General features: G+C 56.0%; 23 protein-coding genes and 1 pseudogene. 14 read left to right on the top strand and 10 right to left on the bottom strand.

What is annotated here, in order from left to right:
* Nucleotides 1–112 precede the first annotated feature (112 nt).
* The gene (locus M8010_RS07390) at nt 113–1,237 is read left to right on the top strand and encodes an arginine N-succinyltransferase (protein ID WP_250089972.1); all 1,125 of its coding nucleotides are present in this window, start codon (nt 113–115) and stop codon (nt 1,235–1,237) included.
* Nucleotides 1,224–2,030, top strand: a complete 807-nt coding sequence (locus tag M8010_RS07385) for a DUF1338 domain-containing protein (RefSeq protein WP_250089971.1) — start codon at nt 1,224–1,226, stop codon at nt 2,028–2,030. Before M8010_RS07390 ends, M8010_RS07385 begins: the two co-directional genes overlap by 14 nt.
* Nucleotides 2,031–2,042: 12 nt before the next feature.
* Here M8010_RS07385 and M8010_RS07380 read toward each other — a convergent pair whose 3' ends face one another.
* On the bottom strand, nt 2,043–2,921 hold the full coding sequence (locus M8010_RS07380; protein WP_250089970.1) for a diacylglycerol/lipid kinase family protein: 879 nt from the start codon (nt 2,919–2,921) through the stop codon (nt 2,043–2,045).
* A 157-nt stretch (nt 2,922–3,078) separates the two neighbouring features.
* Here M8010_RS07380 and M8010_RS07375 point away from each other — a divergent pair, with 157 nt between their 5' ends.
* Nucleotides 3,079–3,864: a ZIP family metal transporter gene (locus M8010_RS07375; RefSeq protein ID WP_250089969.1), complete on the top strand. Its 786-nt coding sequence runs from the start codon at nt 3,079–3,081 to the stop codon at nt 3,862–3,864.
* Here the strand turns inward: M8010_RS07375 and M8010_RS07370 are convergent.
* Entirely contained in the window at nt 3,861–4,649 is a 789-nt protein-coding gene (locus M8010_RS07370; protein WP_250089968.1) for a sulfite exporter TauE/SafE family protein, read from the bottom strand. The two genes, M8010_RS07375 and M8010_RS07370, sit on opposite strands and share 4 nt — an antisense overlap.
* A gap of 236 nt (nt 4,650–4,885) precedes the next feature.
* Here M8010_RS07370 and M8010_RS07365 point away from each other — a divergent pair, with 236 nt between their 5' ends.
* Entirely contained in the window at nt 4,886–5,551 is a 666-nt protein-coding gene (locus M8010_RS07365; protein ID WP_250089967.1) for an AbiTii domain-containing protein, read from the top strand.
* Nucleotides 5,552–5,556: 5 nt separating this feature from the next.
* On the opposite strand, the gene M8010_RS07360 is transcribed toward M8010_RS07365, so the two are convergent.
* From M8010_RS07360 to M8010_RS07350, 3 genes are all read right to left on the bottom strand, one after another.
* Nucleotides 5,557–6,624 carry a peptidoglycan -binding protein gene (locus M8010_RS07360; RefSeq protein ID WP_250089966.1) on the bottom strand — a complete coding sequence of 356 codons (1,068 nt, stop codon included), beginning with the start codon at nt 6,622–6,624 and terminating at the stop codon, nt 5,557–5,559.
* A gap of 12 nt (nt 6,625–6,636) precedes the next feature.
* Nucleotides 6,637–7,359 (bottom strand): MotA/TolQ/ExbB proton channel family protein, encoded by a 723-nt coding sequence (locus M8010_RS07355; protein ID WP_250089964.1) that lies wholly within the window; start codon nt 7,357–7,359, stop codon nt 6,637–6,639.
* Nucleotides 7,360–7,468: 109 nt separating this feature from the next.
* A complete protein-coding gene (locus M8010_RS07350; RefSeq protein ID WP_250089963.1) occupies nt 7,469–8,254 on the bottom strand; it encodes a substrate-binding periplasmic protein in 786 nt (261 codons plus the stop codon).
* 161 nt (nt 8,255–8,415) lie between these two features.
* Here M8010_RS07350 and M8010_RS07345 point away from each other — a divergent pair, with 161 nt between their 5' ends.
* The 7 genes and pseudogenes from M8010_RS07345 (at nt 8,416) to M8010_RS07320 (ending at nt 13,603) form a co-directional block, all read left to right on the top strand.
* Entirely contained in the window at nt 8,416–8,865 is a 450-nt protein-coding gene (locus M8010_RS07345) for a hypothetical protein (protein ID WP_250089962.1), read from the top strand.
* A 61-nt stretch (nt 8,866–8,926) separates the two neighbouring features.
* On the top strand, nt 8,927–9,328 hold the full coding sequence (locus M8010_RS07340; protein WP_349666098.1) for a GGDEF domain-containing protein: 402 nt from the start codon (nt 8,927–8,929) through the stop codon (nt 9,326–9,328).
* 104 nt (nt 9,329–9,432) lie between these two features.
* Entirely contained in the window at nt 9,433–10,140 is a 708-nt protein-coding gene (locus M8010_RS07335; protein ID WP_250089960.1) for a DUF3581 family protein, read from the top strand.
* A gap of 13 nt (nt 10,141–10,153) precedes the next feature.
* On the top strand, nt 10,154–10,612 hold the full coding sequence (locus M8010_RS07330) for a DUF4112 domain-containing protein (protein ID WP_250089959.1): 459 nt from the start codon (nt 10,154–10,156) through the stop codon (nt 10,610–10,612).
* 85 nt (nt 10,613–10,697) lie between these two features.
* Nucleotides 10,698–10,769 (top strand): annotated as a pseudogene (locus M8010_RS20110) (zinc-ribbon domain-containing protein); the annotation flags it as partial.
* A 292-nt stretch (nt 10,770–11,061) separates the two neighbouring features.
* Nucleotides 11,062–11,676, top strand: a complete 615-nt coding sequence (locus tag M8010_RS07325; RefSeq protein ID WP_250089958.1) for a TetR/AcrR family transcriptional regulator — start codon at nt 11,062–11,064, stop codon at nt 11,674–11,676.
* Nucleotides 11,677–11,683: 7 nt separating this feature from the next.
* Complete coding sequence (locus M8010_RS07320) at nt 11,684–13,603, top strand: N-acyl-D-amino-acid deacylase family protein (RefSeq protein WP_250089957.1); 1,920 nt, start codon at nt 11,684–11,686, stop codon at nt 13,601–13,603.
* Here the strand turns inward: M8010_RS07320 and M8010_RS07315 are convergent.
* The gene (locus M8010_RS07315) at nt 13,600–14,829 is read right to left on the bottom strand and encodes a spore maturation protein (protein ID WP_250089956.1); all 1,230 of its coding nucleotides are present in this window, start codon (nt 14,827–14,829) and stop codon (nt 13,600–13,602) included. The two genes, M8010_RS07320 and M8010_RS07315, sit on opposite strands and share 4 nt — an antisense overlap.
* Nucleotides 14,830–15,004: 175 nt before the next feature.
* Between M8010_RS07315 and M8010_RS07310 the strand changes: the two genes are divergently transcribed.
* Complete coding sequence (locus tag M8010_RS07310) at nt 15,005–15,742, top strand: maleate cis-trans isomerase family protein (RefSeq protein WP_250089955.1); 738 nt, start codon at nt 15,005–15,007, stop codon at nt 15,740–15,742.
* Here the strand turns inward: M8010_RS07310 and M8010_RS07305 are convergent.
* On the bottom strand, nt 15,739–16,629 hold the full coding sequence (locus tag M8010_RS07305) for a DMT family transporter (RefSeq protein WP_250089953.1): 891 nt from the start codon (nt 16,627–16,629) through the stop codon (nt 15,739–15,741). The two genes, M8010_RS07310 and M8010_RS07305, sit on opposite strands and share 4 nt — an antisense overlap.
* 36 nt (nt 16,630–16,665) lie before the next feature.
* Nucleotides 16,666–17,145, bottom strand: a complete 480-nt coding sequence (locus M8010_RS07300; RefSeq protein ID WP_250089952.1) for a hypothetical protein — start codon at nt 17,143–17,145, stop codon at nt 16,666–16,668.
* 222 nt (nt 17,146–17,367) lie between these two features.
* Here M8010_RS07300 and M8010_RS07295 point away from each other — a divergent pair, with 222 nt between their 5' ends.
* Nucleotides 17,368–17,544 carry a DUF1328 domain-containing protein gene (locus M8010_RS07295; RefSeq protein ID WP_250089950.1) on the top strand — a complete coding sequence of 59 codons (177 nt, stop codon included), beginning with the start codon at nt 17,368–17,370 and terminating at the stop codon, nt 17,542–17,544.
* Between the two features lie 28 nt (nt 17,545–17,572).
* Here M8010_RS07295 and M8010_RS07290 read toward each other — a convergent pair whose 3' ends face one another.
* Together M8010_RS07290 and M8010_RS07285 are read right to left on the bottom strand one after the other, a co-directional pair.
* A complete protein-coding gene (locus M8010_RS07290; protein WP_250089949.1) occupies nt 17,573–18,103 on the bottom strand; it encodes a shikimate kinase in 531 nt (176 codons plus the stop codon).
* Between the two features lie 43 nt (nt 18,104–18,146).
* Nucleotides 18,147–18,674 carry a PadR family transcriptional regulator gene (locus tag M8010_RS07285; protein WP_250089948.1) on the bottom strand — a complete coding sequence of 176 codons (528 nt, stop codon included), beginning with the start codon at nt 18,672–18,674 and terminating at the stop codon, nt 18,147–18,149.
* Nucleotides 18,675–18,757: 83 nt separating this feature from the next.
* On the opposite strand from M8010_RS07285, the gene M8010_RS07280 reads away from it, so the two are divergent.
* Complete coding sequence (locus tag M8010_RS07280) at nt 18,758–19,156, top strand: DUF2306 domain-containing protein (RefSeq protein ID WP_250089947.1); 399 nt, start codon at nt 18,758–18,760, stop codon at nt 19,154–19,156.
* Nucleotides 19,157–19,183 lie beyond the last annotated feature (27 nt).

The following is a 19,183-nucleotide window of genomic DNA, read 5'->3' as shown; positions in this document are numbered from 1 at the left end:
ATTTAATCTATCATTTTTGATATTCTGAAACTACATACTGGCAGGTTTCTTCATCATACTGTTCTCACCAACATTCACCGGCAAAGAGCCAATAACAGATGAGAATGTCGCGATGATTATTCGACCGGTTGCCATGACGGACCTCCCCGCCTTACAGCAGATTGCTGTGGAATCCGGCCCCGGCTTTACCTCATTGGTGGATGATCGTGATTTCCTGGTGCAGAAAATTCACCATTCCATAGCAAGCTTCGGTCGTACCGTGAATTCACCCGGTGACGAAAGCTACCTGTTCGTCCTGGAGGACTCCGAAACCGGCGACATCATGGGGACAACCGGTATTGAGGCCTCGGTTGGCATCCGGCGGCCGCTCTATCACTATCATCGCAGCATGGCGGTACACCGTTCGCCGGAACTGAACCTGCTCCGCCGGCTTGAGGTGCTGAACCTGTGCAACCACTACACCGGTTGCAGTGAAATCTGCACACTGTTCCTGAGGCCGAAATTTCGCCGTGCGCAAGCCGGCAAGCTACTCTCGCGTGTGCGCTTCCTGTTCATGGCGCAACACCCTCAACGGTTTGCGGAAACAGTCATCGCGGAAATGCGGGGCGTGGCGGATGAAAGGGGGCAGTCACCATTCTGGAACTGGTTGCGCAGCCATTTCGTGGATCTTGAATTCGATACGGTCACACGCATGGTCGGAACCGGGGACAATGGCTTTATTGCAGACCTGATGCCCCGGCATCCACTTTACACCCGCCTGATGGACGAGAACGCGCGGGCGGTAATCGGCCGGGTTCACGATAACACCCGCCCTGCCCTGAACATGCTCGAGGCCGAGGGCTTCCGGCACACCGGGTATATCGACCCGTTCGATGGTGGGCCCACGGTAGAAGCCAGACTGGCTGACATCCGCTCGGTATCGGCCTCGGTCACTTGCCGCACCCAGATTGTTGACGACATTCAACCGACGCTGGAAAACTGGAATTCCGACGGCCAGGGCCGGATACTGGCAATAACCAATACCGGAACAGATGGATTCCGTGCCACCATCTCGGCTGCCGCCAGGTATCTGCCCACGCGGAACCTGCTGCAAGTGCCGGCCACAGTGGCCAATGCACTCCAACTGGGTAACGACGGGCGGGCAAGCTTTATGGAACTCGCACCCGCCAGCACTGACAGGCAAACGGCGGTCATTCCGGTCCGCCAACAACAGGAGGCGCTCCATGCACACCGATAGAGACACACTGTTTGGCCGTCTATGGGACAACTATTGCGAAGTGACCCCCTCGGCCGAGGATATCCATCGATTGCTGGACGACACTCAGGGCGGTGAAATCGTCAATGACCATATTGCCCTGCGTACCTACAACCTCGAAAAGGTGAACCTCGACAAGCTGGCTGCGCACTTTCTGGCGCTCGGTTACCAGGAAGGAGGCGACTATCACTTTGAAGCCAAGAAGCTCTTCGCCAAACACTACGAGCACCCGGACCCAACCGCCCCTAAAGTGTTTATTTCCGAGTTGCTGGTCGAGCAGTGCTCCGAATCGTTGCAAGCGATCATCGAAAATCTGGTGAACCAAATGGACCCGGAGGCAGTCACCGCTGACGACTTCCTGTATTCCGGCCGTCACTGGAACGTCGACCACAGCACCTATCAGGCCCTGCTGGGAGAGAGCGAGTACGCCGCCTGGGTGGCCGCGTGGGGATTTCGCGCCAACCATTTTACTGTAAGCATCAATGCTCTCAGTCGCTTCCGAACGGTGGCGGAGATCAATCAGGTGCTCAAAGACAATGGGTATCGGGTGAACAGCTCAGGCGGCGAAATCAAAGGGTCTCCGGAAGAACTGCTGGAGCAGTCCTCCACAATGGCAGACAGGGCCAAAGTACAATTCGCAGACAAGGCAGCGGCCATACCCAGCTGCTTCTACGAGTTTGCGCTGCGTCATCCCGGGCCCGATGGCCGACTTTACAGTGGATTTGTCGCCGCCTCTGCGGACAAGATCTTTGAAAGCACCGACAGCGGACGCTAATGCCTAGTCTGCCTACTTCCCGGTGGTGACCAGTTCATCACAGACCACTTTCAGGCAGGCAGGCCGACATTTGACCGTCAAAGGCGTCTTCCCGGCGATTTCTCCGTCCATGGTGACAGTTTTGAGTGAACGAGTGACGATTGTCACCTCGGGGCTCTTCAGTTGCACAACCGTGCTGGTTCGCTTCGGCGAACTCCGGCTCAGCCGGACAGTGAGAAACGTCATCAAGAGCTGGAACAGCGAGCGGGGACGTACCGCAACCACGTCCAGTTGCCCGTCACCGGCCGATGCCTCGGGGATCTCGTTTCCACCGCCGAAAAAGGCACCGGATGAGACGGCGATGGTAAGCCAGCGCCCAGCAACCTTACCCTTTTCGGTTTCAATAACACCGTGGAACCCGCGGTAAGCCGACAACTTTTGCAACAACGCCGCACCATAACTGAAGCGCCCCAGAATCCGCTTGGTTTCTCCGGAAGACTCCCGCACGGGAAGGGTGCCAAGGCCGATATGGGCCACGTTCAGAAACATTCCCTGCTCGGCAACAGCAACGTCTACCATGCGAGTCCTGCCTGCAGAGACCAGGTCGCAGATCTGCTGAGGATCCTCCGGAAGCCCAAGATTGCGGGCAAAATCATTGGCCGTGCCGGACGGAAGCACCGCGAGGGTAGCCCCGGATTCCAGGCAAAACCCCGCCGCCGCATTCACTGAGCCATCACCACCGGCTGCCAGCACAAAGTCACGAGGTCCAATCTCGCTTGTCCAGGCGGTGTCTGCAAGGCTACAGTCCCTGATACTTTGAATACCGGCGGCTTCCAGGTACTGTCGCCAGAAATCCGCGCCCCGGCTGCCCTGCTCCCCGGCCTTGGGGTTTGCCATCAACCAGTAAACCATGACGCTCCATTGCCCTCTGAGACAGTGTTGATATTCGAACGTACCAAGGTATAAGCCAAAACTCGCAAGCGTGCCAACAATATGGTGAACGTTTAATCTGTTGGTAACACCCTGATCAGCATGCGGTCAGGACACTGCTCTAACCAAATGGAGGCAGATGCTGGAACAAATCAACGTGGTCTTGTTGGGCGCAACGGCCAGCCTGCTGGCAGGCCTGGGCACCGGGGTTGGTGCCCTGGGTGTATTCCTGGTGAGAAAACTCACACCGCAACTGCAGGACGGAATGTTAAGCGCGGCCGCCGGCGTGATGCTGGCGGCATCCTTCTTTTCGCTACTGCTGCCCGGCATCGAATACGGTGAAGAGCTGACCGGAGCAACCTGGATAGCGGCACTGATGGTGATTGCCGGGCTCCTCATGGGCGCCGGACTGCTTTTCAGCATTCACCAGAGGTTACCTCACGAGCACTTCACCCTGGGGCGTGAGGGCCCGGATAGCGCCCGTATCCGCCGAATCTGGCTGTTTATCATTGCCATCGCCCTGCACAACTTTCCCGAAGGCATGGCTGTCGGCGTGGGATTTGCTGGAGGCGATATCGGCAATGGCACCGCCCTGGCGATTGGCATCGGGCTACAGAATATTCCCGAAGGTCTTGCGGTCGCAGTGTCACTGCTGGCTATCGAGCACTCGCGGGTCAAGGCGTTCTTTATCGCTGTGTTGACGGGACTGCTGGAACCCGTGGGCGGTCTTTTCGGCAGCGCCATGGTGTGGCTTGCCGAACCCATCATGCCCTGGACCCTCGGCTTTGCTGCCGGTGCCATGCTGTTTATTATCAGCGATGAGATTATTCCGGAAACCCACCGCGGCCAGTACAAGACCCTGGCCACGTTTTCGCTGCTGGGAGGGTTTGTGGTGATGATGTTTCTGGACGCCACGCTAGGCTAGCCCGGAAACATCACCTTCAGCATGCCGATACTGCTTACGATCAGCAGTACCACGCCAAGCACCCGGAAAAATATCGGCGTCTCCGCCCTCAGCATTCGGTCGTGCACGTACAGGCCAATCACATGTCCCACGGCAGCACAGGGAAGCAGCCACAGGTGGTGGATCAGCTGCAGATCAATTCCGACCCACACAAACGCTGCCATCTTGATAACGACCAGAATGAACCAGAGGGCAAAAAGGGTGTCTCTTAATCTTTCCTTCGGCAGGTGTTGGGCGGCCACCGCAATAATCAGCGGCGCCCCTATGAGCGACGTACCACTGACATATCCGCCAACCATCAGGAACACGGTGTCAACGGCGCGGCTGCCACTGCGAAAAGGTCGATCAAGTATGTAGGACACTGAATACAGCGCCACAATGACGAAGATGATGGTGCTCATGACATCCGACGGCAGAGTAATCAGCCCGAACACGCCTATCAGTTTGGGCACGATCATTATCGCCAGAATTCGCCAGAGGTAGTTCCAGTCCACGGTACCAGCCGATGTCCGCCCGTCTTCGTCGGTTCTTGAAGACTTGCGGTTGTTCATCCAGATGGTGAGTGATGAGAACACCAGCAGATGCACGGCAATGATCGGCAGAAAAACCAGCGGCTGATCCAGCACCAGCAGCAGAAATGGTAACGACAATACCGCACCGCCAAACCCGAGCCCGGAACGAACAAAGCCACTCCAGACAAAGATCAGCGCAATCAGCACATACTGGTACAACGCCAGCTCAGACATAGTGATACTCGGGCTCAGGCCGATAAGTTAGTGAATCCAAAGGCGTATGAGGATACCCGTCAGCAGCCCATTACTTCCAGTAACAAAGGGGCTACTTTTCTACAACGGAAGAAATGCCCAATAGCGCCTAATTTTTAAACAAAGGTTCCGGAACTGTGCTGCCCGGAGCTCATGACAAAAACAACAATCGGGCGGGAGCAATTCCTGCTTTTGCCCGTGGAGACGGGAGAATCACTATGTCAGCAGCGGTTGAACACCTGGACGAACGGCTTCAGGACGGCAGCGAGCTACTTGAAGACATCATGCCTTCGGCCATCACCCTGGCCATGATGCTTCGTCAGCGAACCATGGCAGCCTGGATGCGGACTGAATTCGACGGCTATGGCGACCCTGCTGCACTACCACCCTACCGACGTGACGTACCGGGCCATATCGTCGCCCGCTCACCCCAATATGGCTGGATTCCAGCGCCAGTTGACGACAAGCAAAAGCAGGACTTCGGACACCGGGATATGTTGGAAGGCATCAAGTCGCTGGAGAAAACCTGCCTCAGCTGCAAGAAAGGCACCGGCAACCGCATTGTGTTCGACAAAGAGGAAATGGCCACACTGCAGTCCCGGATCAACCTCAGCGCCGAGCTGGCTATCACCATCAGCAGAGACAGCTACTGCAAACTCCTCCGGGTTATCCGCTGTGCGCTATACCTCTGGTGTCAGGAGCTGATGGAAGTCGGCATTGGTGGCGACCACAATTCCTACAGCCAGGATGAACGCAAGAAGGCGGCCCACCTGGATGACCCCGACCGATTCTGGCGCAAAGCCCTGGAAAGCAACGGCGACCTGCCGGTTCCGGACGTCCGGGAGGCGGGCTTTTTCGAGCGGGTCTTCGGGCGTGCCGGCTGAATGCTTTACCGATCGGTAAGTTTGATCTCGATACGGCGGTTCCGCTGCAGCGCTTCAGCGGAACTGCCCTGATCGACAGGGAAGAACTCACCGAATCCGGCCGCTACCATGCGGTTCTCAGGTACCTCTTGTGCGGCCAGATAACGTACCACGGCAACCGCCCTGGCGGTGGAAAGCTCCCAGTTGGAAGGAAACTCTTCAGTATTGATCGGAATGCGGTCAGTGTGGCCATCGATGCGCAGAATCCAGTCGATGTCATCAGGAATCTCGGATGCAACATCCAGCAGCAACTCTGCAAGTTTATCCAGTTCCCGCTGACCTTCCGCGCCGAGGCTGGCTGAACCAGACGCAAACAGCAGTTCAGAAGGCAGCAGGAAACGATCCCCGACAATTCGGATATTCTCGTTATCCTGCAGAATTTCCCTTAATCGCCCAAAAAACTCGGACTGGTAACGCTCGAGTTCGTTGACCCGCTCCGCCAACAGCGTATTGAGGCGTTTTCCTACTTCGTCCAATTCAGCCTGTTTCTCTGCGGTCAGATCTTCCTGCAGCCGCAGAGCAGCAGTGATGCGGCTCAACTGATCCTGCAGCGCGGCGATCTGGTTCGACAATCGCTGAATGATTGCGCGCTGGGCGTTGGTAAGCTGCTCTTCCTCCTGCAGTTCAGCCTTCGCACCGGAGACCGCCTGCTGCAGGTCTTCAACCTTCAGAGCCTGGGCCTCGGCATTGTATTGCTGCGCCAGTCGCTGCGCCCTCTCTTCATCAAGTTCTTCCCGAAGCTCGTCATTCAGGGCCAGGCTTTCACTGTAACTGCTCTGCACCGCCGCCATTTCCTCTTCAAGTGCCGCTGTCTGCTCCTGCTCCAGCCCGAGAAGACGGGAAATCTCCGCCAGCTGACTGTTCAGCCTGGCAAGTTCTGAGTCCCGGTCAGACAAGGTTTGAGAGAGATAGAGCTGGCTGACCACGTAGATAAGCAGCATGAATATAATCAGCATCAACAATGCTGACAGGGCATCCACATAGCCGGGCCATACGTTGATGTTGCTGCGGGTGCGACGTCTGGAGCCGATCATGGCGCCGCCCTGTTATTGCGGTGCATCGTCAACACGGTCCACCAGGTTCGTTACGCCGGTCAGCCACTCCTCCAGGCCGTCGTAGAAGCGGTTCTGGGCGTGCCCGGCCTGGATATCGAGAAAACCGAGAACCAGTGAGCCACCCAGCCCCAGCAACGATGAGCTAAACGCCGTACCCATGCCTTCCAGCGGCTTGAGGAGCCCCGACTGAAGCCCGGCAAACACCTCGCCGAAATCTTCCTGCCCCATATCCAGGTTCACTATCACCTCTCCCACCGAATTAATGGTGCCGAGCAGACCCCAGAAAGTGCCCAGCAGGCCCAGGAAAATCAACAGGCTGATAAAATAGCGGGTTATTTCACGCTGTTCGTCCATACGGCTGTGAATAGCATCCAGGACGGTGCGCAGCGACATGGTGGAGAGGGAGAAGCGGTCCCGCTTGGCATCATCATCAAGCTGGCGCGCCAACGGTTTCAGCAATCTGGGTTCCTGCAGCACTGAAAGCCCGGCGTTTCCGGTACGGAACTGTGCAACCCATTTCAGCTCCGGGAACAACACGAATACCTGGCGGTAAGTGATTACAATACCAATCAGCAGCACGCAGACGATCAGTAGATTGAACACCCAGTTGGCCATGAACGCTTCCTGAAGCGGCCTGTAAATCAAGGCACAAACCACCACGACCACTGCCAGGAAAAGCGTCATCCAGAAAAGGGTATGCTTGGGATTGCTCATTAACACCACCGGTTTTGTCGGAAAACACGTTAAAAGCTAGCACAAGCCCAGGCCAACTGCAGAACTTAACCCGGTTCCAGCGGGTTAAGTATTTGTTACCCGGTTAACTTCAGGGCTGATAACGGCTGATGATACTATCCAGAGCGCCACTCTCGCGGGCCTCATCCAGCCCATGCTGCAAGTCGTCGACAATCCCGGGATCGGTCTGATTACTCACCGCCAGATACATCGGCGTTTCCCTGAACACCAGAACCGGTTTCAGGCCGGTAATACCGTGCTCTTCCTCGGCCACCAAAGGGCCCACCAACCCGTCGGTAACCCAAAGATCCGCCTGGCCCAGTGTCAGTCTGCGCGGGTTCTGTTCACCCGACACGCTCATGATCACTTCAAAACCCTCACTCACCAGGTAATCCGACATCACGTCACCCTTGTAACCAGCAACCTTATACTGCCTGGCTTCCTCCAGTGAGTTGAGTTCAATATCGGAATCCGGTGCCGCGAACAGTGTCCACTTGATGGGCGCGAGTGGCCCTACCCACTGGAACTCGTCTTCCCGCTCGTCGGTCCGTGCGGTGCAGAAAAGTCCGTGGTTTTCGCGCCCCTGAACCCAGTCGTAAGCACGGCTCCAGTCGCGCATTTTCATAATATACTCGTAGTCCACACGCTTCATCATTTCCTTGACCATATCGGTGCAGATACCGGTAATATCATCAGCATTATGAGCAAAGCCCTGGCCGGTTGTGGAAGCGTTGTAGGGAGGATAGTTCTCGGTAAAGATATACAGCTTGTCGTCAGCAACGGCTGCTGGCATCAAAACCATCAACAACAGTCCTTGAACCGCACGCTTGATGAACGTCAATGGGGCTGGCATTCCGGAGCCGGATCTGGCTGGCATTCTTGTATCCTCGTAGCGAAGGGTCATCGTTAATCGTACAAACATGTGAAAACTACATTCTGGCATTTAAGGCTAATTACTTTGAACACTTGAGCCAATACGACCATCATTGCCGTTCTGATGCAAAATGTCAGTGACAAAACGTATCTGCGCTTTACTTCATGATTCAGATCAAAGCCCTGCCGGAATTGACCCAGTCCGGTGACACGCTCGCGTCGCTTTTCCTGTTTGATGGTAGGACTGCCACCCGGCTGACCGGCACTACGACACCGCTGGATGGAGGAAGTCTGAGCCTGACTCATGATTCGGCCACTACCGAAAACATGCGTTTTATTTTCAATAGCCGGCAGGAACAGATACACCGGGATTTCATCTTGCAGTTCCGGGCATTTGAACACCAGCTCAACCCCGACCCTGCAGGACAAAGCACCGGCGGGCTCAAGGTCGTGGACCAACATGTGTTCGAAGACTGGCTGGAGCTTCAGATGGTGGCGACTGGTCTGGCCAACGAACATGCCAATACACTGTTTGCGCTCAACCAACTGCTGAACCGAGACCTGTTGGCCGGAGGGCTAAGGGCTATTGATCTGACCAGTATGCCGGCAAGCTGATCAGCCAGAGAGGCAGCGGAACCCCGCGACACCCCTCAGCCAGAATCCCACGGCGAAACACCTGCCCCGGACGACTGGCCCCGCTCTGACCCAGGTTCTGGCGACCCTGGCTGGCTCACCAGACCGCCACACCCCGATGGTTTTCGACATCGATGAATTCAACATCATCAACACCACCTACGGAACCCACACCGGTGACGAACTGCTGAGGTATTTCGCGCACCTGTTACAGGGGCACAGTAACCGGCACAACGGGGAATGCCATATCGCCCGCCTGGGCGGCAACGAGTTTGCCCTGCTCGCCAACAACATGCCCGTCGAGGAAGCCCTCGACTTCACGGAGCGACTACGGACCGAATTCAGGAAGAAGTCCGAAACCCTGGCGCTGCTGAAGGAAATCCAGGTGGATTATGGTCAGGGGTTCTGCATTGCCAAACCCCGTCGCCTGGACAGCCTCCACTAATTTCGCGTTTTTCTTAGACATTGGTTTCGTTGTATCTTGCTGCAGGCGGATTTTAAGGCCACTATCGTATCCATCCATATTTGCGAAAACGAAAAAGGCACCGCATGTTTCTCGAACGCTACCATTCAATCCAGGACGGACATGTACTGATCAGCGCAACCCAGGCCAGCCGATTTGCCAAGGAAGTGGCAGGGGATTTCAACCCGATTCACAACCCCGATGCCCGCCGCTTCTGCGTACCCGGGGACCTGCTGTTCGCCCTGCTGGTGTCACACTTCGGCCTGTTCCGGCACATGACGTTCCACTTTCGCAGTCTGCTGGGCGAGAATGTCCCATTGGACTTTCGCGAAGACAGCGACGGCGTGATTCGGGTCTATGACGAAAAGGGCAAGGTGTATATCGAGGTCGAGCGCAGCGGCGAATGCACCCACGATGAAACCGTCATCGAGAATTTTATCCGCTGTTATGTTGCGGCCTCGGGCAAGAACTTTCCCCACACCCTCAAACCGTTAATGGAAAGCGAAGGTGTGATGTTCAACCCCGACCGGCCCATGATCATGTACCAGAGCATGAACCTGACAATGAACACCCTTGATGCACCTTCCCCTGATCTGAAGTTGCACAATGCCGACCTGAAGCCGGAAGGAAAGCGGGGCAACGTCTCGCTGGATTATCGCTTGATCTCAGACGGCAGAACCGCTGGCGAAGTTTCCAAGAAGCTGGTTGTGAGTGGCCTGCGGGAGTATGACTCAGAAGCTATGGATGCAGTTGTCGAAGAGTTCTACCGACTCAAGAACAAATCCTGGGATTAACAGGAACCTTGTCATGGCAACAACACCGGTAAGCCGGGAAGACAAGCTGGCGGCACTGGCCCGTCTCGACAGGTTCAGCCGAATGGCCGATAACGCCATTGGCATACCTTTCACCCGCTTCCGGATCGGCTTCGAGCCCCTCATCGGTCTCATTCCTGTGCTGGGTGACTTCGCCGGCCTGATCATGTCGGCTTACGTGCTTGTAGAAGCACAGCGGGCGGGTGCCAGCAGTCGTGTTAAACGGCAAATGGTGCGCAATATGGTGATCGACTTTTTTGGCGGCCTTGTTCCCGTCGTCGGCGACGCCTTCGACTTTGCCTGGAAGGCCAATGCCCGCAATGCAAAACTGCTTCATGACTACCTGGAAATCGAACTGAAAACACAGCCCGAACCGGCTTTTCCCTGGAAACAGTTTGTGGTCACCATCGGCATTCTCTCTGCACTGACGGCCCTGGTGGTATTTGCCCTCTGAATCGTGACCACTACGGATTTGTGCCTGGAAGCCCCAGGGCTTAACCTTCATTTAGGTACATTGAACGATTGAGGGGACAACCACTATGGCGAAGAACATTTGCTCCAACTGTGGGACTGACATTCCCCCCGGAAGCAAAAAATGTCCGGAATGCGGCAACCTTCAAACCTCAAAACTCAAAATGTTAATTGGAGCTGCCACTGTGCTTCTGGCTGCTCTGGTCATCGTAATTGGCGCAATCAACATTATCGCCAGGGATGACCCCGCCAACCCGGCCGGCGACACCACCGAAATAACGCCCTGAACCCAAACCTGCTTCAAAAAGGCAAGCAAGACAAAACGGGAACAGGTCATCCGGCACACGTTTACAACGCATCAGGCCTATAAACCTGAACTTGACGTCAAGTTTGTTTTTTGTTTAGTCTCAGTACTTCAGCAGAGAACCAATTATGAAACCAGCACCCAAACAGGAACGGGCCATCCGCAAACGTAACGCGTTGCTGGCCGCCGCTTTCGACGAGTTTTCGAGCCAGGGTTTTGAAGCCACCACGGCGAAGTCCGTCGCCGATCGCGCGGGCGTTGCCACAGGTACCTTCTACCAATATTTCCACAACAAACACGATGTGTTGCTTGAAATTACGCGACTGCGTTTCGCACAGCTTCAGGAGCACCTGCAGGTGCCGGAAACCAGGCTTGGCGTGATGTCTTCCAACAGCGTCAGGATTCGTGATGTCTTCCGCCAGGCTCTGGAGTTCCTTTATGACTTCCACCAACAGGAATCCGGCCTTCATGAAGTGCTGGAGTATCGTCGCAGGGTTGATCCGGCCCTGGCAGAGCTGATGGACAATGGCGAGGCGGTGCTGATGGAGCGGGTGCGTTCCTTCGTCGCACGTTATGTCAGGGATGACGTGGAAACCACTGCCTTCTGCCTGTTTTCGATGGCGGAAGGGATGGTGCACCGGCATGTTTTCCAGGGGCATCAGGACGTGAACCGGGACGAACTGATTGAGAGAGGTACGCACATCCTGGCGGCCTACTTCGAGAACCAGAACAATAATGGGTGAAACAGTCATGAACGATGAAACAGTCATGAACGATGAAACAGCCATGAGCGATGCAAAAACTGATACCACCTGGGATTACCTGATCCAGGGCGCCAAAGTCTTCGATGGCAGCGGCGAACTGCCCGTGTACGAGGATATCGCCGTTGCCAATGGTAAGATCGCCGCACGAGGAACAAACCTCGACCCGCACAAAGCGCGCAAGGTTATCGATGGTAGCGAGCGCTGGGCCATGCCAGGGCTGTTCGACATCCACACCCATTACGATCTGGAACTGGAAGTGGCTCCTGGCTTGCCCGAGTCCGTGCGCCACGGCACCACCACGGTAGTGATCGCCAACTGCAGCCTGGGACTGGCCTTCGGCGCCCAGCGCAATAACGGCGCAGACCCGATTGTGGACTGCTACGCCCGCGTGGAAAACATTCCCAAGGATGTGCTGCGGGCAACTGCCGACCGGGTGGACTGGCACAATCCAAAAGAATACATCAAGCATCTGAATAAACTCAGCCTCGGGCCCAACCTGGTCACGTTGGTTCCCCACTCCATGCTGCGCATCGAAGTAATGGGGTTTGAAGCCAGCATATCCCGCGACCCCACCGAGGACGAACTCCAGGCCATGGAGTCACTGCTGGAACGGGCCCTGGACGACGGCTATGCCGGTTTTTCGACCGATGCACTGCCGTTCCATTACCTGGCCAATCAGCCCAACACCCGCAAAACCATTCCCACCCAGTTCGCCAAATACCCGGAAATCAAACGGCTGACGGATGTGGTCCGTCGCAAGGGTGGCGTCTGGCAGGCTACACCACCAAAAGACAGCACCATTGGCACCATCAAGACCTTTCTTCTCAGTTGCGGCCGGCTCCATGGCAAGCCCCTGAAAACGACGGTAGTAGCAGCGCTGGATGTGCATAGCAATCGCAAGATCGTGCGATTGGCACGTTTGCTGGCCCGGGTGCTCAATTCCCGCCTGCTGAAGGGAGACTTCCACCTTCAGGCCCTGGCGGCACCCTTCAAGGTATGGTCCGACGGCGCGGTCACACCGCTCTCCGAGGAAATCGAAGAACTGCGCATCCTCAATGAAACTGAACTGGAAGACCGCGAAGGCAGGCAGAAAATCCTTAATGATCCGGCCTACATCAAGCAGTTCAAGGCCATGTGGATGAGCGGCAAGACTCGCTTCGGCCTCAAGCGCCTGAAACGACTGGTTCGCCTTGAGGACTATGCGTTCAATCGCGCCCTGGAAGACATGACTATCGACGTCTGCCCCCTGAAGGATTGGGAGGGTAAGACCTTCGCTGAGGTGTTTGCCAGAGTCAAAGCCGCCAACGCGGGTAAACTTCTGGAAAGCAGCAAAGCCGAACAGGCATTGCTCAGGGAACAGTTCGCGCAGGTAAAAGATGAAGGCGATTTCGTCCTGGTGATGCTGCGGGCGTTCGACCGAGACCTAAGCTGGTACACCGTTTCGGCCAACCGTGACGAACGAACCGTGCGCAACCTTTTGATGGACCGCCAGCTACTACCCGGCTTCAACGACAGCGGTGCGCACCTCACCAATATGGCCTTTTACGACGGCAACCTCAGGGCGCTGAAACTGGCATCAGACGGCGGCGACATGGACGTAACCTACATGGTTCGCCGCCTTACCCGGGACCCCGCGCGGGTATTTGGCGTCAAAGGTGGCAGCATTAAGGTAGGGGATCAGGCGGACCTGATTCTGGTCAACCCATCCGCCCTGCGCCGCATGGACCACAACAACACTGTCAAACGTCAGTACCGGCAAGAGTTCCGGCACGAACAGCTGGTCAACCGTACCGACGGCGTAGTGCCCCTGGTGATGATTGCCGGCCATCCTGCGTGGCACGGAACCGACTTCGACGAGTCCCTGGGACAGAAAAAGATGGGCACCGTGCTGGCTACCACGTTCTAGCCAAAGAACCAGTAGCACACCAGAATCGCCGTCAGCATCCCCGCAAAATCCGCCAGCAGGGCGCAACCCAGGCCATGGCGGATTTTGCGGATGCCGACAGCGCCGAAATAGACCGCCAGCACGTAGAAAGTCGTTTCGGTACTGCCCTGCATGGTGGCGGCCATTAACGCAGGAAAACTGTCTACGCCGAAGGTGTCCATGGTTTCGATCATCATGGCGCGGGCACCACTGCCAGACAGGGGTTTCATGAAGGCGGTGGGCAGGGCTTCAATAAATCCCGTATCCCATCCCAGACCTTCAATCACCCAGCGAACACCTCCAAGGCCCGCCTCCATTACACCGCTGGCCCGCAGAACACCGATCGCCACCAGCATCGCGATCAGGAACGGCAACAGTGATATGGTGAAGCTGAAGCCCTCCTTCGCTCCCTCGATAAACGTGTCGTAGACATTGACCTTCCGCAAAGCACCAATCAGCAGAAAACTGATCACAATGCCAAACAGCGTGAGGTTGCCCACCAGTGTTGATGTGGCCGCCAGAGCCTGTGCTGACATACCTGCCAGTGTCGCCAACAACAGTCCCAATGCCGCCGATCCGGCGAGCAGATAGGCGAGCACCACCGGATGCCAGAGCTTCAGCCGCTGCATCAGCGACACACTCAGCAACCCCACCAGACTGGATGCCGTGGTCGCCAGCAGAATGGGCAGGAAAACCGCTGTGGGCTCCGCGGCCCCCTGCTGTGCGCGGTACATGAAAATGGTCACCGGCAGCAGAGTCAGCGACGAGGTGTTGAGAACCAGGAACAGAATCTGGGCATTGCTGGCAGTATCCCGGCTTGGATTCAGCTCCTGCAGTGAATGCATGGCCTTGATTCCGATGGGCGTAGCGGCGTTATCGAGTCCCAGGATATTGGCAGCGAAGTTCATGGTGATGTGGCCCTGCGCCGGGTGGCCACTGGGTACTTCCGGCATCAGCCGGCGGAACAGGGGGTCCAGAGCTCTGGCCATAAGCTGGATCAGACCGGCTTTCTCGGCGATGGCCAGGAAACCCAGCCACAAAGTCATGGTGCCCACCAGCACCAGTATGATTTCCACACTGAGTTCGGCCATGTCGAACATCGCCGCGACCAGACGGCTGAACACCTCCGTGTCGCCCATGCCCAGCCATTGCCAGAGCGCCGCCGCAAAGGCCACCAGAAAAAAGCCTAGCCAGATTCCGTTGAGCATTGTGTAATTCGCTTCCCTGTGTTGTGAATGACGGGTTCATTTTCGGGGTATCAGCTTTCGGTGCACACCAAATTCAAACACATGCGTTTGAGCAAACCCACCCCGCCCCAAGCAGGAGGGTCGTAACCGGGTTACACTGTACTACGCCGAACAGATCCGGACAGGCTGAGACGCGATGAACAACTCGACCCCACGGTTAGCTTTTCTTTACCCCGGCTATGCTGCCGAGGATGACTACCCAAGGCTGGCATCGATGGTATCGCCGAGGGCGGAAGTAACCGTAATCCATACGACGTTCGATGAAGACGCCCACACCGTGGAAGCACTCACCGAAATGGGCAGCCCCCAACGCCTGACAGAAGGCGCCAGACAGCTCGAGCACAACAATCCGGAGGCGGTGCTCTGGACCTCCACCAGCGCCAGTTTTGTCAGAGGCATTGACGGTATCAGGGAACAGATTGAAACGCTGGAGAACCTGCTACACATTCCTGCATCCACTACCGCAATGGCATTCGCCCGGGCCACAGCGGCGCTCAACGCCAAACGCGTTGCCATCGCCGCCACCTACCCCGAGGACGTTGCTTTGCTATTCAAGGCGTTTCTGGAACACTTTGATATCGAAGTGGTGCAGATCACCAGCCATGGCATTATCACCGCTGCAGAAGTGGGCACTCTGGAAAAAGAGGCCGTGCTGCGATTCGCAACCGATAACAACCACCCTGATGCCGATGCGTTGCTGGTACCCGATACCGCGCTGCATAGCGCCGCCTGGCTGGAAGACCTGGAGGCCGCAGCAGGAAAGCCTGTGCTGACGGCCAATCAGGTCAGTTTCTGGGAGGGACTGAGGTTATGCGGCAAGCTTACACCTCAGCAGGGCCTTGGCACCCTGTTCAGGGTGACGCCCTGGGATTAAGTCGCTCGTTTCCGCTGGGTTACCACAAGGGCGACCCCGGTAATGGACACAGCACCACCGATCATTGCAAGCACACCCAGCCGTTCATCAAACAGCCAGTAAGCCTCCAGTGCGGTCACCGGCGGCACAAGATAGAAAAGACTTGCCACTTGCGAGGCAGCACCACGACGAATCAACCACATCAGGAGCAGAATTGCACCGATCGAAACGCCTAGAACCAGCCAGACCATGGACCATATCAGCGGCTGGGCCCACTCCACCTCGCGGGTTTCAAAGGCAAAAGCACCAACGGCAAAAAACGTTGCCGCAGCGCTATACTGAATGAACGTGCCGGCGACAAGATCCGCCTGGGTACCATTACGCTTCTGATACACGGTACCCAGCGATATGCCGCCCAGCGAGAGCGCCGCCCAGATCAGCGTCCACATTGGAAACCCCGAGGTGGATGCGCCGCCGCCAAATTTCTCCGTCAGTACCAGGGTCACACCTATCAACCCGAGCGCCAGACCCAGCCATTGGCGAGACGAGACACTCTCCTTGAGCACCAGAATAGCCACCGCCGATGTCACCAGCGGTTGCAGGCCAACAATGAGCGAGATAATTCCCGACGGCATGCCCCCCTGAATGGCGTAATACACACCACCCAGATAGCAGCCATGCACCAGCAAACCCGTCACCGCCAGGTGCCCTGCACCACGCCACCCCGGCCAGCGGGTTTTCATGAACCAGGCAAGCACGCTGAGTAATACCAGCGTAAACAGCATACGTATCAGCAGTAGCGTAAAAGGCTCAGCAAACGGCAAACCGTATTTGGCGCCAATGAACCCGGTACTCCACAACCAGACGAACAGGGCTGGCACAAAAAACGAATAGAAAATCTGGGGCATAAGGTTACCCGCGTGGCTGACGTGTGTGGGGACAGATCAGATGCTTTCCTTTTCCTTGTCCGACTCATTGATCAGTTTGCGCTCAGTGTCATTCCACTGCTCGGACAGCGCCTCGTAGGCGTCGGAAAAGCCTTTTTTGGCGCGCTCCCAGGCAGATGAGGAACTGGCCTGAAGCTCGTCATACCAGGTCTGCACCCGCTCTCGCTGTTCCCGCAGTGACTCCAGGCTCTTCCGTGATCGCTCCCGGGCCTTTTCACTCATGTCGTCCCAGTTCTGATCCAGTTCCTGCTGAAGCGTTTCAATCCGCTTGTCCAGAGCTGCAAGTGTACTTTCAATAGCAGCCTCCGCCTCGGCTTTCTGGTCTGCGCCGAATTCCTTCAGGGCCTGGCCAAGCTCACGGGTTTCCTCTTTCAGCGATTCAACCGACGAGCCTTCTGATGACTCCGCATTCACGTTGCCTGACACGCCAAGTGCCAGAATCAGTGCCAGGGAATAACGAAAACGTATTAAGTCCATTAGAATTCTCCTGAGTTGAATTGGTAAACAATAGCAATCTTTGGCGTCTGATCGTACCTTAGTAAACCTTAATCAACTGACAACAATTAATAAAAAACATGAAAACCAATTAGTTAAAACTCTATCTTACAAAGCCTGGGTCCTCTGCGGACTTCCCCTATTTGTGCCTGCACAATGCATGTGCCACTTTTAAACACGAAGCCATCTTATAGGAGAAAGGATATGCTCTATTGGGCTGTCGTGTGTCTCATTGTCGCAGTTATCGCCGGTGTACTTGGTTTTGGCGGTATAGCGGGAACAGCTGCAGGGTTTGCGAAGGTTCTGTTCTTTATTTTTCTCATCCTGCTTGTTGTATCCCTTGTTGCCAACGCCATGAAAGGCAGAGGGCCAAAAATTTAGAGATCCGCACGCCCGGGGACGGCAAGCCTCAATACGCTTCCCGGGCTCGTGCCAGCGCTGCCACAACAGCCTCGCAAACCTCTTCATGATCCCTGCCCACACAGTTAATGACTGCATCTGCCGAACGTGAGTACAGCTCAAAGCGCTCAGTGAACAGATCTTCCAGTGACTGATCAGGACGCCGTGAAATACCCCGCGCGCTGTAATCACCAATGCGCTCAAGCACTACCTCCAGCGGAATATCCAGAAACACCACAACAGCATCGGCTTTCAAATGCTGCATCGCCGGTTCACTGTAAACTGCACTGCCACCGGTAGATATAACCTGACACCTGACATCCAGTCCGAGCAAAACCTGCTCTTCAATTCGCCTCAGCGCCTGATACCCCTGGCCATCAACAATATCCTGTAAGGTACGGCCGGCCTGCTGCTGAATCAGCAGATCGGTATCAATAAACCCCAACCCCAGACGCTTGGCCAGCAACACCCCCACCGTACTTTTGCCACTCCCCGGCATACCGATGAGAACAACATTACTGGGGGACCTTTCACCGGGCATATTCACCTCCGCAACTCTCTTTAAACCGCCTGCGAAAAGACCCTCAGAGCGCCTCTTCCACTTCCCCAGCCCACGCCAGCCAGGTTTGCAAACCCATAATACCCCTGCGCAGCGCCAGGTACTGTAACTGGTAATGCCTGGGTAATTGTTGCGGGTGGGAAAAGAATTCTTCTTCAATGGCGCGATATTCCGCCAACTGGCGTTCCCACTCCACCCTGTTGCGGACAAGCTCCCGGGAAAAGGCATTCGGGTCCATCAGATCGCCGGCGAACATTTTTAACAGCATGGGATCTCGAACAGCTGGCCGCTTTGCCGGTAGATTCACCCATTCGGCCAGGGCTGTTTCACCGGCAGCGTTGATTCTGTATAGCTTCCTGTCGGGCCTATCGGTCTGGTGCACCGTTTCAACCTCGAGCAAGCCAGCGTCAAGCAATTTGCCCAGCTCACGATATATCTGTTGATGACTCGCGTTCCAGACGTTACCCATACGTTCACGAAAGCGCTGTGTCAGCTCGTAACCCGTCGCTGAGCTTTCATGCAAACTGCAAAGTAATGCGTATTTCAGTGCCATCGCCACCTCCCATATGCACATAGTTGCATAATAAGTCTCGCCAAGCTAGTATATGCAACAAGTTGCATAATGAGGCAGGAATAATGACCATACAACCGATATTGAGCGCCTCGCCGGCCATTCAGGTACACGTATTCGCCGCGTGTGTGGCGATACTGGTCGGCTTACTACAGCTGGCTTTTCCCAAGGGCACCGGGGTTCACAGATGGACTGGCTGGTTCTGGATTATACTGATGGCGGTTGTTGCGCTGTCGTCGTTCTTTATTCACACGATCAGGCTTGTCGGCCCCTGGAGCCCTATTCATCTGCTTTCGATATACACACTGGTTATGCTCTGGGCAGGTATTCGTGCAGGGCGAAAAGGAAAAACAAAAGAGCACGCTTACACTATGATGTCGATCTTCGTGTTTGCGCTGATCGGCGCCGGCGCTTTTACACTGTTACCTGGCAGGATTATGCATGTCGTACTGTTCGGGGCATGAAACCCTTAGCCGCGCGGGCGACATTCG

Origin of the sequence: Marinobacter sp. ATCH36, assembly GCF_023555055.1 — a bacterium.
Classification (GTDB): Bacteria; Pseudomonadota; Gammaproteobacteria; order Pseudomonadales; family Oleiphilaceae; genus Marinobacter.
Note: the sequence above shows the minus strand (reverse complement) of the source record. Positions and strands in the feature narration are given on the sequence as shown.